At 26.4% G+C, this 16,028-nt stretch carries 11 protein-coding genes and 1 pseudogene; 3 read left to right on the forward strand and 9 right to left on the reverse strand.

Translation table 4 applies throughout. The features are described 5' to 3' along the window. Positions 1-29 precede the first annotated feature (29 nt). The gene (locus EXC48_RS00895) at positions 30-1,955 is read right to left on the reverse strand and encodes a DNA gyrase/topoisomerase IV subunit B (RefSeq protein WP_129720437.1); all 1,926 of its coding nucleotides are present in this window, start codon (positions 1,953-1,955) and stop codon (positions 30-32) included. A 212-nt stretch (positions 1,956-2,167) separates the two neighbouring features. Here EXC48_RS00895 and pyk (EXC48_RS00900) point away from each other — a divergent pair, with 212 nt between their 5' ends. Continuing rightward, positions 2,168-3,601 carry a pyruvate kinase gene (pyk, locus tag EXC48_RS00900; RefSeq protein WP_129720438.1) on the forward strand — a complete coding sequence of 478 codons (1,434 nt, stop codon included), beginning with the start codon at positions 2,168-2,170 and terminating at the stop codon, positions 3,599-3,601. A gap of 83 nt (positions 3,602-3,684) precedes the next feature. Here the strand turns inward: pyk (EXC48_RS00900) and EXC48_RS00905 are convergent, their stop codons facing one another. Further along, complete coding sequence (locus EXC48_RS00905) at positions 3,685-5,187, reverse strand: hypothetical protein (protein WP_129720439.1); 1,503 nt, start codon at positions 5,185-5,187, stop codon at positions 3,685-3,687. A gap of 693 nt (positions 5,188-5,880) precedes the next feature. Between EXC48_RS00905 and EXC48_RS00915 the strand changes: the two genes are divergently transcribed. After that, positions 5,881-6,072 (forward strand): hypothetical protein, encoded by a 192-nt coding sequence (locus EXC48_RS00915; RefSeq protein ID WP_129720441.1) that lies wholly within the window; start codon positions 5,881-5,883, stop codon positions 6,070-6,072. Between the two features lie 91 nt (positions 6,073-6,163). Here EXC48_RS00915 and EXC48_RS05050 read toward each other — a convergent pair whose 3' ends face one another. Then, positions 6,164-6,298, reverse strand: a complete 135-nt coding sequence (locus EXC48_RS05050) for a hypothetical protein (RefSeq protein ID WP_268814400.1) — start codon at positions 6,296-6,298, stop codon at positions 6,164-6,166. On the opposite strand from EXC48_RS05050, the pseudogene pyk (EXC48_RS00920) reads away from it, so the two are divergent. Next, a pseudogene (pyk, locus tag EXC48_RS00920) lies at positions 6,266-7,559 on the forward strand (pyruvate kinase). The gene EXC48_RS05050 and the pseudogene pyk (EXC48_RS00920) sit on opposite strands and share 33 nt — an antisense overlap. Positions 7,560-7,644: 85 nt before the next feature. Here the strand turns inward: pyk (EXC48_RS00920) and EXC48_RS00925 are convergent. The 6 genes from EXC48_RS00925 to EXC48_RS00945 form a co-directional block, all read right to left on the reverse strand. Continuing rightward, positions 7,645-9,165, reverse strand: a complete 1,521-nt coding sequence (locus EXC48_RS00925; RefSeq protein ID WP_129720442.1) for a hypothetical protein — start codon at positions 9,163-9,165, stop codon at positions 7,645-7,647. 367 nt (positions 9,166-9,532) lie between these two features. Next, positions 9,533-10,966, reverse strand: a complete 1,434-nt coding sequence (locus EXC48_RS00930; RefSeq protein WP_129720443.1) for a hypothetical protein — start codon at positions 10,964-10,966, stop codon at positions 9,533-9,535. A gap of 403 nt (positions 10,967-11,369) precedes the next feature. After that, positions 11,370-12,737 (reverse strand): hypothetical protein, encoded by a 1,368-nt coding sequence (locus EXC48_RS00935; RefSeq protein WP_129720444.1) that lies wholly within the window; start codon positions 12,735-12,737, stop codon positions 11,370-11,372. Between the two features lie 416 nt (positions 12,738-13,153). Continuing rightward, positions 13,154-13,696 carry a hypothetical protein gene (locus tag EXC48_RS04845; RefSeq protein ID WP_223216296.1) on the reverse strand — a complete coding sequence of 181 codons (543 nt, stop codon included), beginning with the start codon at positions 13,694-13,696 and terminating at the stop codon, positions 13,154-13,156. Positions 13,697-13,791: 95 nt separating this feature from the next. Continuing rightward, on the reverse strand, positions 13,792-14,463 hold the full coding sequence (locus EXC48_RS04850; protein WP_223216297.1) for a hypothetical protein: 672 nt from the start codon (positions 14,461-14,463) through the stop codon (positions 13,792-13,794). A 471-nt stretch (positions 14,464-14,934) separates the two neighbouring features. Further along, a complete protein-coding gene (locus tag EXC48_RS00945; protein WP_129720445.1) occupies positions 14,935-15,891 on the reverse strand; it encodes a coiled-coil domain-containing protein in 957 nt (318 codons plus the stop codon). Between the last annotated feature and the right edge of the window lie 137 nt (positions 15,892-16,028).

The raw sequence follows: 16,028 nt of genomic DNA on the forward strand, positions 1-16,028 counted from the left end.
TTATTAATTTTGATAAAAAAACGCAAGAACTATCTTGCGAATTTTTCTAAATAATCATCATAATCGTCAAAGTCAATGTTTTTATCAATTCATTCTTTTCTTTTTGAAGAATCATTACTCATAAGAGTGCTTACTCTTCTTTCAGCTAATGAGGCATCATCAACTGTTGTTCTTATTAAGGTTCTAGTTTCTGGATTCATTGTTGTTTCTCAAAGTTGGTCTGCATTCATTTCACCAAGACCTTTATAACGTTGAATTTCTAAAGATTGTCTTTGATTTTGTAAAATTTCTCTTAATTCTTCATCATCTCAAACATATTGTACTGTTTTTTTAGATTTATTAGTTAATTTATACAAAGGAGGAATTGCGATATAAACTCTTCCATTTTCAATTAGAGGTTTCATATATCGATAGAAAAATGTTAATAATAAGCATTGAATATGTGCTCCATCAGTATCAGCATCAGTCATAATGACAATTTTTCCATATTGAGATTTATTTATATCAAAATCTTTGCCAATTCCTGCTCCTATTGCATTAACAATAGTTGAAATTTCTTCATTTTTTAACAATTCAGTTAGACTAGTTTTTTCTGAATTTATTACTTTACCTCTAAGAGGTAGAATTGCTTGAAAATTTCTATCTCTCCCACTCTTAGCTGATCCACCAGCTGAATCACCTTCGACTAAGAAAAGTTCTCTTTCAGCAGCTTTTTTAGATGTTGCCGGAGTTAATTTATCGCTAATAATTTTTTTCTCAGTTAAAGTTTTTTTAGATGTTCGTGCTTCATCTCTTTTCTTTTTAGTTTCAATTCTAACATCATATGCTTTTTTAATTTTAGTTAAAACGACTTTTGCAATCTTTTTATTATCTTGGATTCATTTTTCAAGGTACAATGAGATAATTTCTTCAACAACTATTTTTGCTTCAGGTGTTCCTAATTTATCTTTTGTTTGACTAACAAATTCTAAAAGGTTTTCAGGAATTTTTACAGATAAAATACATGTAAGCCCTTCTAAAATATCACTAATATCAAATGAATTATTTCCTTTTAAAACCCCTTCTCGATGCGCATAAAGATTAAAAATTTTATTAAAAGCATTTTTAGCACCTAGAACATGAGTGCCGCCATCTTTAGTTTTTACATTATTAACAAAACTTAAAATTAATTCTTCATTATAAGTATCACATCATTGAAATGAAAAACTTACTTCAATATTCCTTTTAGTATCGTTATATGAAATAGGATTTGACACATTAGTCTTAGAATTGTTTAAAAAGTCTAAAAAAGTTTCTAATCCATTTTTATATTGGAATTTTTTTTCTTGATTTGTTTCTTCATCAATTAAAATTATTAATAAATCTGAAATTAAAAAAGAGCTTTCCTGTAATCTTTCTGAAATCCTTTCAAAACTTAATTTAGCTTTTTTGAAAAGTTTATAATCTGGTCAAAACTCAACTGTTGTACCAGTTGATTTTGAAGTACCAATTTCATGAGTTCTAGTAATTATTTTATCTTGTTCAAATTCAGTTTGATATAGTTTTCCATTCCTTGCAATGGTTGCTATTAATTTAGTCGAAAACGCATTTGTAACGCTCGAACCAACACCGTGTAGTCCCCCGGATGATTTATAAGTGTTTGAATCAAATTTACCACCAGCATGAAGTTGAGTGAAAACAATTTCAACAGCTGTTTTATTTTCATTTTTTGCTTTTTCAACAGGTATTCCTCTACCATTATCTGAGACAAGTACTGAACCATCTTTTCTTAATTTTACAATAATTTTATTTGCATATCCGGCTAAAGCTTCATCAATTGAATTATCAACTATTTCTCAGAGTAAATGATGCAATCCATAAACATCAGTTGAACCGATGTACATTCCTGGACGTTTTCTAACAGCCTCTAATCCTTTTAATTGTTTAATACTATCTGCGGTATATTTATTTTCCATAAATATTATTATATTCTAAATTTTGAGAGTTGGTTCATTTTATTAAAAAAGCTTTTTATATTTTGATTTAATAAACAAGTTTTTTATTTTTTTAGATAGAACAAGTTTTCATATAATTTAATTGATTTTATTATTTAAAAAAATAAAAACTTTGCTAAAATTTAAACATATAAAAATGACATTAATTTTTAAAAAACTAGGAGTATTTTTAAATGAAAATTACTGATAAAAGAACAAAACTTGTCGCAACTATCGGACCTTCAAGTGATAATTATGAAGTATTACGTCAACTTGTTGAAAACGGTGTTACAACAATTCGTGCTAACTTTAGTCACGGTTCGCATGAAGAACAAGAAAACAAATTTAACTTAGCAAAAAGGGTAAGTAAAGATCTTAACATTCCTATTTCACTTATGTTAGATACAAAAGGACCAGAAATCCGTATTGGAAAGATGAAAGATGGAAAACAAAAAGTAGAAGCTAATACTATAATATTAATTCATACAACCCCTGAAAAATTCCAAACATTAGAAGGAACATCAACAGAAATTTCAGTTGCTTATGATATGGCTAAAGATCTTGAAGTTGGAAATCAAGTTCTTATTGATGATGGTAAATTATCAACAGTTGTTATTGAAGTTGGTAAAGGATATGTAAAAGTTAAAGCTGAAAACACACATGTACTAAAAACAAATAAACGTGTTAATTTACCTGGTGTTGACTTTACATTGCCTTTCTTAGCGCAAAAAGACATTGATGATGTTTTATTCGGGATTAAACAAGGAATAAACTATGTAGCCGCTTCATTTGTTAATACAGCTAAAAATGTTAAAGAATTGAGAAAATTATTAAATGATAACGGTGGAAGTCATATTCAAATTATTTCTAAAATCGAATCTCATTTAGGATGTATGAATATTGATGAAATAATTGAAGCTTCGGATGGAATTATGGTTGCTCGTGGTGATTTAGGTCTTGAAATTCCTTATTATGATGTTCCTTATTACCAAAAACAAATGATCCGTAAGTGCCGTGAAGCAGGTAAGCTTGTTATTGTGGCGACTCAAATGTTGGATTCAATGGAAAATTCACCACATCCAACTCGTGCAGAAGTAACTGACGTTTATTATGCAGTAGAATTGGGAGCTGATTCAACAATGTTATCAGGAGAGAGTGCTAATGGTTTATTCCCTGTTGAAGCTGTAAAAACAATGACAGCAATATCAAAACGTGCTGAAAAAGACTTCTACTCAAGAAATTATTATGAAAGACAACTTGAGAAAGTTTGATCAAAAGAACAACAAGATGATAAACGTTCAAAAATTGCTTATGAGGTTGCTCGTAAAGCAAAAGAAGGTGAATACAAATACATAGTTGTATTATCTAGAACAGGTGAATTATTAAAACGTGTTGCTAAATTCCGTCCTAATTCTATTGTTATTGGTATTTTAGAAAACGAAAAACTTTTAGGTGGTTTTGGTGCATATTCAAGTGTTTTTGTTTCTGTTGATTCAAAAAAATTGTTTAGTTTAATTGCTAGTGATGCAAAAAATGCAGTCGAAGCTTTAAAACCATATGGAATTCAAGAAGGTGACAAGTTCTTTGTAGTTGAAAATGAGAAATTTTCAGAACAAACAGTTAAATAATTTTAAAAACTAGCTATGTGCTAGTTTTTAAAAACCATTTACAAATTTATGCAAAAATCACCCATTTAGGTAATTTTTAATAATTAATTTGTTTTTGATGGAGCGCTACTTGCAGGTTTTAATTTTCCAAGTTTTGTTATCACTTCATCAACATTATTTGCATCAATTTTATTGATTTTATCTTTTATTTTATCATCTTTATTTTTTGTACCAGATGTCACAACTTCTTGAACTTTAGATACTATTTGTTTAATTTTATTAATTAATATATCTATATCAGCAAGGTTAGTTGTTGTGGTAACAAAGCTTTTTAATTTTTCAATTAACATATCAGGTTTTTCTGTATCTGAGGCAGTATTTGTATATTTAATTTTATCAATATTTTTGTTTGCTGCTTTTTTAGCGATCTCAATTGTAAAATTAACAATATTATTAATTTTTTGTTCTAATTGAGTGATATCAATATTATGATTTTTCTTTTTATCATCAGCAAGAGCTTCAAACATTGTCGAATGTTTATTCTTTTCAGAATCATCAACAATTACATATTCATATATTTTTGGTGTGAAATTTTTGGATTTTACAAACGCACTTCTTCTGAAGGTTTCATAAATTTGTCAAATTAACTCACTTTCAGTATATTCGCCTTTTGGATCATCGCCGAATAACTTAGATAAACGACCATTTAGTCCATTAATTTGTGGACTACCATACTTAGATGATTTAAATTTTGTGTTGTCAATAATCCCTTTATATTTCTCTACTTTCATTTTGTATTCTTTAAATGTAGTTTCTAGCATAGTTAATTCATTTAATTTATCATTGTCACTTATTTGTTTATTTTTAATTTCTTCAACTTTTGATTTTAAATATTGTTTTGTTGGTGTATTTGGATCGGGAAAAGGAATTTCGACAACTAATGAATTTAACTTTTGTACTTTTTCATCAACAGTCATTACTTTAGGAGGCATTTGTTCTTTTCCGTCTTTAGGTGTAGTGTCTTTACCTTCATTTTCTTTGCCCTTTTCTGGTTCTGTTTTTCCATTATTATCTTTACTGGTTGAGTCTTCGTTTTTTCCTTGATTTGAACTATCGGTTTCACCTGGTTTTTTATTTGGATTATCCTTACCATCATTTTTTGGTTTATTTTCAGGGGATGGTTTTGACTCAATTTTATCTTTTATAGTTTTTAAATCATTATATGAATTTGCAGTTTCAATTTCTTTTTTTAATTCTTCTTTTTTGGTGTTATCTATAATTGCTTCAATAGCTGTTTGAACTTCTTCTTTGTATTTATTTAATTCTTCAATTGCAGATGTTTTAGCTGAATTTAATTCCTCAATAGTTGCATTTTCTTTATCAATAATTGCTTTTAATTCAGTATACTTTTTGTGCCCTTGAAGTTTTTCAACTTCTGCTAAAGCTTCATTTTTAATAGTTGCTAGGTCTTTTGAATCACTAGTTCCTGGGGCTGGAGTTTCTTCTTTTTCTACTTTTGTTTTAGCACAAGCAACCACACTAGCACCAATTAATGTTGAAATTGATAATAATCCAAGACCACTAAAAATTTTCTTGTATTTATTCATTATTCTCCTTAATACTTAAAAATTGTTAAAAATACTTAATATAGATTTAATAATTAGTTATGTATGTAGTACGATAAAATTTTAGTGATCAATCATTGTAAAAATTTATCAATTTACTTTACAAAACGAACAAGTTCCTTTTTTTTTTTTTTTTTTAGCAAAGTGTAGTAAAATGTTGAATTTAACTTTAAAATCTATATTTAAGTATAAAAAAGCAACAAAAACTTACATATTTTTACTATTTAATAATGTATAATTTTAAATGTAAAAAATATTTTTCTATAATTTTATATAAAAAGAGCATGATTAAAATGCTCTTTAAATTATTATCTATGCTTTATTAAGCATTTTTTTAATTTGAAGCTCCTTGTGATGAAAAAGGTTTTTTATCTTCATCTTGAGCATTTTTTTAAAATTAAATTTAACTTTTTAACATTTTCAATTAATTATTCAATATTCTTACCATGATTTTGCGATTGATTATTTTTTATTTCATCTGCTTATTTTTTAAACTTATCTTTATTTTCTTTTGATAATTTACTCAATGAATTAATTTTAGGTATAAAACCAGAACGTCTAGCGGTTTCATAAATATTAAAAATTAATAAACTTTTAGTTCTGCCCTTCCCCTATTGAATTATCAGTTTGTAGAAATCCTTTTTTAAATTTGTAATTTGTGAATTATTAAGTAGGTTGCTTAAAGATGATAATACATCATTATATTTTTTAATTTTTGCTTCTCAATCTGATGGTAAAACATTCGAAATTTCATTAACACTTGATTTATCATTTAATTTTTCTTTAAATCTATCCTTAGCTGATTTTTCTTTGTTTTTGTCTAATTTAATATCTTTTTTTGGGTATGGTAGCTTATCGATATTTTAAATAACTTCATCAAGTTTTGATTTAATTTGATCAAGTTGTTCATCGAATTTACTTAATTTTTCAATAGTTTTAAAGCTTAAAGCTTTTGTTTTTAAAGTAGTTTTGCTTTTGCATTTTTATCTGGATAGCCTAAAACTTCTATTTTCATATTTGTTTTTTGTAATTTTTGTTCAAGTGTTACTGGAGGAATTTGATCGTTACCAGGTTTTTTTGGTTCTTTATTCATACCGGATTAGTTATTATAATTGTATCTATTACTATTTCACTTATGTTAGATACAAAAGGACCAGAAATCCGTATTGGAAAGATGAAAGATGGAAAACAAAAAGTAGAAGCTAATACTATAATATTAATTCATACAACCCTTGAAAAATTCCAAACATTAGAAGGAACATCAACAGAAATTTCAGTTGCTTATGATATGGCTAAAGATCTTGAAGTTGGAAATCAAGTTCTTATTGTGATGGTAAATTATCAACAGTTGTTATTGAAGTTGGTAAAGGATATGTAAAAGTTAAAGCTGAAAACACACATGTACTAAAAACAAATAAGCGTGTTAATTTACCTGGTGTTGACTTTACATTGCCTTTCTTAGCGCAAAAAGACATTGATGATGTTTTATTCGGGATTAAACAAGGAATAAACTATGTAGCTGCTTCATTTGTTAATACAGCTAAAAATGTTAAAGAATTGAGAAAATTATTAAATGATAACGGCGGAAGTCACATTCAAATTATTTCTAAAATCGAATCTCATTTAGGATGTATGAATATTGATGAAATAATTGAAGCTTCGGATGGAATTATGGTTGCTCGTGGTGATTTAGGTCTTGAAATTCCTTATTATGATGTTCCTTATTACCAAAAACAAATGATCCGTAAGTGCCATGAAGCAGGTAAGCTTGTTATTGTGGCGACTCAAATGTTGGATTCAATGGAAAATTCACCACATCCAACTCGTACAGAAGTAACTGATGTTTATTATGCAGTAGAATTAGGAGCTGATTCAACGATGTTATCAGGAGAGAGCGCTAATGGTTTATTCCCTGTTGAAGCTATAAAAACAATGATAGCAATATCAAAACGTGCTGAAAAAGACTTCTACTCAAGAAATTATTATGAAAGAAAACTTGAGAAAGTTTGATCAAAAGAACAACAAGATGATAAACGTTCAAAAATTGCTTATGAGGTTGCTCGTAAAGCAAAAGAAGGTGAATACAAATACATAGTTGTATTATCTAGAACAGGTGAATTATTAAAACGTGTTGCTAAATTCCGCCCTAATTCTATTGTTATTGGTATTTTAGAAAACGAAAAAATGGTGCATATTCAAGTGTTTTTGTTTCTGTTGATTCAAAAAAATTGTTTAATTTAATTGCTAGTGATGCAAAAAATGCAGTTGAAGCTTTAAAACCATATGGAATTCAAGAAGGTGACAAGTTCTTTGTAGTTGAAAATGAGAAATTTTCAGAACAAACAGTTAAATAATTTTAAAAACTAGCTATGTGCTAGTTTTTAAAAACCATTTACAAATTTATGTAAAAATCACCTATATTTAGGTGATTTTTAATAATTAATTTGCTTTTGATGGAGCGCTACCTGCAGGTTTTAATTTTCCAAGTTCTGTTATCACTTCATCAACATTATTTGCAACAATTTTATTAATTTTATCTTTTATATTAGCTTTATCACCATCTTTAGTAGTAGCAATAATATCTCGAACTTTTGTTGCTATTTGTTTAACTTTATCAATTAATGTATCTATATTTGCAATGTTAGAAGTGTTTGTTACAAATGTTTTTAATTTAGCAATTAATTCTGTCGGTTTTTCTTGATCATTATCATTTGTATATTTAATTTTATCAATATTTAAATTAGCTGCCTTTTTAGCAATATCAATTACAAAATTGACAATATCATTAATTTTTTGTTCTAATTGTTCAATTTTTATACCATGATTCATCTTTTTATTATCACCAAGAACCTCAAATTTAGAACTTTTTTCTTTTTCGCTATCAGGAACTATTCCATATTCATAAACTTTAGGTCTTTTTTGAGTTAGTGGTGAATTTTTATCGAATGATATCCTTCTAAATGTTTCATAAACATTTCAAATAAATTCATCTTCTGTATATTGTGGATTAAGATCTTTGTTAAATAATTTTACTAAACTGCCATATAGAGCTTTGATTTTTGAGTCATCATATTTATTTGATTTAAATTTAGGATTATTAATTATTTCTTTGTATTTTTCAATTTTTGTTTTGTATTCCTTAAATTTAGCTTCCAAGATATTTAATTCTTGTAATTTTGTATTATCATCAACAGTTTTGTCTTTAATTGCTTTTACTTCATTTTTAAGTGAGGTTTTTGTTGAATCTTCTACTTTAGTTTCTGTTGTTGGATAAGGAAATTGATCAACTAGTGAATATAATTCGGTCACTTTTTCATCAACAGTCATTACTTTTGGAGTTGGTGTATGACTATTTTCACCGGTATTATTTTGTTTTCCACCTTCATTTTTTTTATCTTTTTCTGGTTCAGTTTTTCCATTATTATCTTTACCGGTTGAGCCTTCGTTTTTTCCTTGATTTGAACTATCGGTTTCACCTTCTTTTTTATCCGGATTATCCTTACCATCATTTTCTGGTTTAGCGTCAGGGGATGATTTTGGCTCAATTTTATCTTTTATAGTTTTTAAATCATTATATGAATTTGCGGTTTCAATTTCTTTTTTTAATTCTTCTTTTTTGGTGTTATCTGTAATTGCTTCAATAGCTGTTTGAACTATGTTTTTATAATTATTTAATTCTTCAATTGCAGATGTTTTAGCTGAATTTAATTCCTCAATAGTTGCATTTTCTTTATCAATAATTGCTTTTAATTCAGCATACTTTTCGTGCCCTTGAAGCTTTTCAACTTCTGCTGAAGCTTCATTTTTAATAGTTGCTAGGTCTTTTGAATCACTAGTTCCTGGGGCTGGAGTTTCTTCTTTTTCTACTTTTGTTCTAGCACAAGCAACCACACTAGCACCAATTAATGTTGAAATTGATAATAATCCAAGACCACTAAAAATTTTCTTGTATTTATTCATTATTCTCCTTAATACTTAAAAATTGTTAAAAATACTTAATATAGATTTAATAATTAGTTGTGTATGTAGTACGAGAAAATTTTAGTGATCAATCATTATAAAACTTATCAATTTATCATCGCAAAATGAACAAGTTCCTTTTTTTTTTTTTTTTTAGCAAAGTGTAATATAATGTTGATTTTAACCTATTTGACTATAATTAATGTTAATAATATTTAGTTTTTTTTCATTTTTTAATCTGTTTTAGTTTTATCATCATCATTATGAATAATATGTTTTTCATTTTTTATTTAAACGTAAAAATTAAATTTTAAAATGCCGAAATATTATTAAAATCGACATTTTAAAATTTAATTTAAATAATTTATTAATTTTTCTTCTTAGTTAATTCTGCTTTAACTTTGTCTAGTTCACTTTTAATTTTATCTATATTTTCACCATTAACAGACTCTATTTTTTTCTTAGCTTCATCGACATTTTTTGCGTCATTAATAATGGATTTTACAATATTAGCAATTTCTTTTGTTTTTGAAATGACATTATCAAGATCTTGAATTGTCTTTGCTTTATCTTTAAAATTGCTTAGTTTTTTTATTAATTCAGCAGGTTGTTCCTTTGATTTATCATTCAAAATCACTTTTTCTATATTTAATTCTGCCGCTTTTTTCGCAACTAAGATAACAGTTTCGACCATTTTATTTACTTTTTTCTCTAATTCATTAAGATCAATGCCAGGATTTGTTTTTTTAGATGCCGGGATTTCCGCCACTTTCGAATCTGTTGTAAATGTTTGTCTAGTCTGTTCAGGAACTATTGCGTATTTACTAATTTTATTTTTAAATCCATCTCTATAGATTGTGGCATAAACATTTCAAATCAATAATGCTTCTGTATATTCTTTATCTTGGTTATCATCATTATAAAATTTAGCTAAACGACCATTTAAACCTTTTTTTCTTGCATCATTATATTCAGTTCCATTAAATTTATCGCTATTAATAATTCCTTTATACTTGCTAAATTTTGTTTTATATTCATCTAAAACTTTCGACACATCTGTTGCTGAAACTAATCCGCTCAACTTTTCTTTTAGATATTTCTGTGCAGGATATTCCTTTTCTTCAACATTTTCTTGATTTTTTGGTTTCTCTGGTCTTGAATTTTCATTAAATTCACTAAAATCAAATAATTTATCAAATTCCTTAATTGCTTCTTGTAGTTTTGCGCCCAAATTATCAATATTTTTATCAAACATTGTTAATTCTTGAAGTTTTTGTTCTTCTTTTAATTCTTGTTTATTTTTTATCTCTTCAAGCATTTGTTTTAATTTTGTTTTTGCTGAAGCATTAATATTAGTCATTTTATCAATTTTTTCTTTTATTGTTGCATATTTTTCATCAGCAGTTACTTTTGGAGCTGGTGTATGACTATTTTCACCGGTATTATTTTGATTTCCACCTTCATTTTTTTCATCTTTTTCTGGTTCTTTTTTCATTCCTTCACCTAGTTTATCTTTTTTATCAGTTTCACTAGTATTTCCTGAGTTTTCATTTGATGAACCATCACCTTGCTGAGGTGTTTTTTCTGGTGTTTTAGGTGCTTCTGGAGTAGGATTTCCAGGTGTATTTTCTCCATCTTCTGGTTTTGATGAATTTCCCTGATTATTGTTTTGATCTATTCCTTCTGTACTAGAATCACTTGGTTTAGGTTTTTTATTAGCACAAGCTACCACACTAGCACCAATTAATGTTGAAATTGATAATAATCCAAGACCACTAAAAATTTTCTTGTATTTATTCATTATTCTCCTTAATACTTAAAAATTGTTAAAAATACTTAATATAGATTTAATAATTAGTTGTGTATGTAGTACGAGAAAATTTTAGTAATCAATCATTATAAAACTTATCAATTTATCATCGCAAAATGAACAAGTTCCTTTTTTTTTTTTTTTTTTAGCAAAATGAAGTAAAATACAGAAAAATCTTTTTGTTGTTTAATAAAATATTAAAAAGTGATAAGAAAACTCATAAAAAATTCTAATTTAGAACTTAGCTTATTGAATCTAAATTTTCATTTTCACAAATGTATTATATTTTAGAGCTACCTATTATATTTTTTTATTATTAAATATTATGTTCAAAAAGCATTGTGATATTTAATCACAATGCTTTTAATATATAGAAAGTAAAAACAAATACTTTTTATTGTTTTTGAGAAGTTGAGACTGATGGCATTTTTGTTGTTTGTTTTGTTTTTTTAGACTCACCTTCTGCTTTTTTAAATTCATCTATCATTTTTTTAGTTTGCTCAAGTAACCAATCAACGGTTTTTTGTTGTTTCTTAATATTACCTTGGTTGATTTTGTTGAATTTATCACTATATGTTTTTGTTTTTTGTTCATCTAGTTTTAGAACTTTTATCTTATCTACATAGTTTTTTCTCAATGTTTCATAAATATTGTAAATTAAAATATATTCTGTTCTATCGCCTGTTGTTGAATTATCAGTTTGAACAAAACCTTTCTTTAAATTATTAGTATTAATAAAATCTCCTATAGTTTTAAACACATCATTATATTTATTAATTTTTTCAGCTCAATCTGTTGGTAAAACTTTTGAAATTTCATCTACTTTTGTTAAAGTGTTTAGCTTATCTTTAAACTTTTCCTTAGCAAATTTTTCTTTTTGAGGATTTAATTGTACTTCAGGATAAGGTAATGCATCAATGTCTTTAATAGCTTTTGTAAGAGCATCTTTAATATTTTTTAACTCAGCTTCAAAAGACACTAAACTAGCCAATCTAACATCATTTGTTTTATTTGCCTCGCTCTTGATTTTGTTAACTTCATTTTCTAATGTTTTTAGTGCTGGAGCTGTATCTTTCGGATACCCTATTGCATTTTTTTTAATTTCAGCTATTAAAGCTGTTGCTTTTTGTTCAACTGTCATTTCAGTAGGTGTTTGTGGTGTTCCAGGCGCAGGATTTTCACCTTCATTTTCTTTACCCTTTTCTGGTTTAGTTTTTCCATTATTATCTTTACCGGTTGAGCCTTCGTTTTTTCCTTGATTTGAACTATCGGTTTCACCTTCTTTTTTATCCGGATTGTCTTTACCATCATTTTCTAGTTTATCTTCAGGGGATGATTTTGGCTCAATTTTATCTTTTATAGTTTTTAAATCATTATATGAATTTGCAGTTTCAATTTCTTTTTTCAATTCTTCTTTTTTGGTGCTATCTGTAATTGCTTCAATAGCTGTTTGAACTTTTTCTTTGTATTTATTTAATTCTTCAATTGCAGATGTTTTAGCTGAACTTAATTCCTCAATAGTTGCATTTTCTTTATCAATAATTGCTTTTAATTCAGTATACTTTTCGTGACCTTGAAGCTTTTCAACTTCTAATGAAGCTTCATTTTTAATAGTTGCTAGGTCTTTTGAATCACTAGTTCCTGGGGCTGGAGTTTCTTCTTTTTCTACTTTTGTTTTAGCACAAGCAACCACACCAGCACCAATTAATGTTGAAATTGATAATAATCCAAGACCACTAAAAATTTTCTTGTATTTATTCATTATTCTCCTTAATACTTAAAAATTGTTAAAAATACTTAATGTAGGTTTAATAATTAGTTGTGTATGTAGTACGAGAAAATTTTAGTAATCAATCATTATAAAACTTATCAATTTATCATCGCAAAATGAACAAGTTCCTTTTTTTTTTTTTTTTTTTAGCAAAATGCAGTAAAATGTTGAATTTAACTTATTTGACTATAAAAAATGTATTTATGATCTTAAAAAAGATAAAATTCATCTTTTTTAAGATATTGAGTAAATGTAATAAAATTTTATGTTTCACAATTTTTTGATTTTAATAGTTATTAATTATAGTTAGATATTAAAATCAAAAAGCATTGCGCTTTCCGCAATGCACTAAATATATTTTTTAATATTATTTAATTTTTTGATAAAAATTCTTAACTATTGAAAAATTAGGCCATTTTATTTTTTTCTATTTCAGCATTTTTAAATTCATTTAATACTTTTGTTACTTCTACAAGTAATCATTCAACATTTTTCTTATGCCCTTTTTGTTTAATTTTTACAAATTTTTCAATAAACTCTTTAGATTTTTTCATTTCTAAATTTAAGTTTTTAATCTTCTTTTCATAGTTTGCTCTTAGTGTCTCGTAAATATTATAAATTAATAATTCTTCTGTTCTACCTTTATCGGTTGAGTTATCTGTTTGTGCAAAACCTTTTTTTAAACTATCAGTTTTAATAAATGTTCCAATTTTAATAAATACTTCATTATATTTCTTAACTTTTTCTGCTCAATCACTAGGTAAAACTTTTAAAATATCTTCTTCTTTTATTAAAATATTTAATTTTGCTTTAAACTTTGCTTTAGCATGTATTTCTACATTAGGCTTTAACTGAGGATTTGGATATTCCAATGCTTCAATATCCTTGATTATTTTTGTAAGAGCTTTTTTTATTTTATTAAGTTCTGTTTCAAAAGTAGTTAAATTCATTAATTTTTCAGTTTCTGTTTTATTAACCTCATTTTTAATTTCTTCAACTTTTGCTTTTAATGTTGTCTTTGCTGGAGCATTTTTATCAGGATATTCTATATTACAATAAATTTATTTAATAGTTCTGCTTTTTGTTCAACTGTCATTTCAGTAGGTGTTTGTGGTGTTCCAGGCGCAGGATTTTCACCTTCATTTTCTTTACCCTTTTCTGGTTTAGTTTTTACATTATTATCTTTACCGGTTGAGCCTTCGTTTTTTCCTTGATTTGAACTATCGGTTTCACCTTCTTTTTTATCCGGATTGTCTTTACCATCATTTTTTGGTTTATCTTCAGGGGATGATTTTGGTTCAATTTTATCTTTTATAGTTTTTAAATCATTATATGAATTTGCGGTTTCAATTTCTTTTTTTAATTCTTCTTTTTTGGCGTTATCTGTAATTGCTTCAACAGCTGTTTGAACTTCTTTTTTGTATTTATTTAATTCTTCAATTGCAGATGTTTTAGCTGAATTTAATTCCTCAATAGTTGCATTTTCTTTATCAATAATTGCTTTTAATTCAGCATACTTTTCGTGCCCTTGAAGCTTTTCAACTTCTACTGAAGCTTCATTTTTAATAGTTGCTAGGTCTTTTGAATCACTAGTTCCTGGGGCTGGAGTTTCTTCTTTTTCTACTTTTGTTTTAGCACAAGCAACCACACCAGCACCAATTAATGTTGAAATTGATAATAATCCAAGACCACTAAAAATTTTCTTGTATTTATTCATTATTCTCCTTAATACTTAAAAATTGTTAAAAATACTTAATATAGATTTAATAATTAGTTGTGTATGTAGTACGAGAAAATTTTAGTAATCAATCATTATAAAACTTATCAATTTATCATCGCAAAATGAACAAGTTCCTTTTTTTTTTTTTTTTTTTTTAGCAAAATGCAGTAAAATGTAAAACTTAACTTACTTATCTATAATAAGGTGTTAAAAGTTAAAATTATTCTTTAAAATAATTACTTATGTATTTTGTATTTTTAAATACTTAAAAATGTGTTTTCATTTTTTAAGTATTTAAACAAATATGAATTTACTAATAATTTACGAAAATGTTTTTATATAAAAAAAGTTTTATAAAATAGAAAAGTATCCAGATTTTCCCTGAATACTTTTCTATTTTAAAATATTGTATTTTTTATTTTGAATTCTTTGGTATATGAACTAGAAATTATTTTAGTTATTTTGAAATTAATTTTTGTTACGTTTTTTATTTTTGTTAATTAAGATACTTGTTGTAATAATGAATAATGCTAAGGTTCCTAAAAATAATATTAAAAAGGTAAGTCTTAATTTTTCGTTAAAGGAGTTTTGTACTTCAACTTCCTTTAATTCTTTTAAAGATTTTTGATGTTCACTTTTGACTTTATCTAATTCTTGTTTATTTTTTTCTAAGCTTTGTTTTAAGACGTTGAGTTCATCTGCTAATTTAGTATCATTTTTAGGTTTATTTCCTTTGTCTTGTTCGGCTTGATCATATTTTTGGATAATTTCAGTTGAATGATCAATGTATGCTTTAATAAATTTATTAATAGCATTGATCCCAACTAGGTTTAAATAGTCTAATGCCGGATATTTGAGTTCCTTATTAACGATAGGGTCTTTATAAGTTACTTCATCTTCATATTTTAAATTCTCATATTGCTTCTCAAAGTCCCCAGATGATTTTAAGAAGTCTGATAGATTATATATTCTATCATTTAATCCGCCTTGAACTTTGAATAAGTTCTTATTTACCAATAATCTTTGGAATTCATTTAAAAGATTATTAATAGTATCAAAATATGAAGTTAGTAATGTTGCATTTTTTAATTCAAAAGCCTCATTATTTTTAAATTTTGCTACATATTGATCCATCACTTTAAATAAAGTATCTAAATATAAACGATATCCCATTAAGGGTTTTGTTTTTTCGAAATTTTCTTTTCCCGCTTGTTCTAGTAAGATTTCATCAAGTCCTTTAAGAATACTTTCTTTATGCTTCTTTAATAGGATTTCATAAGAGGTAAGATAATAACTATTTGATTTTTTCAATGTAGTATTTAGATCATCAGTAGTTTTAGTAGTAGTATTCATCGCAATAGTACTAATGCCTATGATGGGGCTTACTCCTAGTGCCATAGGTATTCATAGTTTTTTTAGTTTCACAAATTTGCCTTCCTTTTTTATTGTTTTTATTTAAAAATAGTGATGTATGAAAAGAAATAAAAGAGTAAAGATACCAAAATAATTATTTTAAGATATATTTTTTAGTCTTTGAATCTGCTTAAGGTTTTTCTTAGCGC

Origin of the sequence: Mycoplasmopsis cynos, from assembly GCF_900660545.1 — a bacterium.
GTDB lineage: Bacteria > Bacillota_I > Bacilli_A > Mycoplasmatales > Metamycoplasmataceae > Mycoplasmopsis > Mycoplasmopsis cynos.